Raw genomic sequence first — 444 nt, 5'->3', positions numbered from 1 at the left:
GTGCAGCACCAGGGCGATGCCATCACCACCATCGAAGGACTCGGAACCCCCGATGACCTGCATCCGATGCAGGCCGCCTTCATCAAGCATGACGGCTACCAGTGCGGGTACTGCACGCCGGGGCAGATCTGCTCGGCGGTGGCGGTACTGGACGAGATCAAGCGGGGTGTCCCCAGTCATGTGCAGGCAGACGTCAGCGCACGGCCCCGGGCCACCAACATGGAGATGCGCGAACGCATGAGCGGCAACCTCTGCCGCTGCGGGGCCTATTCCAATATTGCCGAGGCGATGGAAGAGGTTGCAGGCGTGACCCCTGCAGGGAGGCGCGCATGAGGGCCTTCAGTTACGAACGCGCCAAATCCCCGGCCGAGGCCGCCAAGGCCGTCGCCGGTATCGAGGGCGCGAAGTTCCTGGCCGGAGGGACCAACCTGCTCGACCTGATGA

General features: G+C 65.5%; 1 protein-coding gene. It reads left to right on the top strand.

Features of this window, described 5'->3' with window-relative positions; genetic code table 11:
* On the top strand, positions 1-333 hold a 333-nt coding region (locus FJV41_RS55815), incomplete at its 5' end, for a 2Fe-2S iron-sulfur cluster-binding protein (RefSeq protein ID WP_246137939.1).
* Between the last annotated feature and the right edge of the window lie 111 nt (positions 334-444).

The sequence above is a fragment of the Myxococcus llanfairpwllgwyngyllgogerychwyrndrobwllllantysiliogogogochensis genome (assembly GCF_006636215.1).
In the GTDB taxonomy this organism is placed as follows: domain Bacteria; phylum Myxococcota; class Myxococcia; order Myxococcales; family Myxococcaceae; genus Myxococcus; species Myxococcus llanfairpwllgwyngyllgogerychwyrndrobwllllantysiliogogogochensis.
Note: the sequence above shows the minus strand (reverse complement) of the source record. Positions and strands in the feature narration are given on the sequence as shown.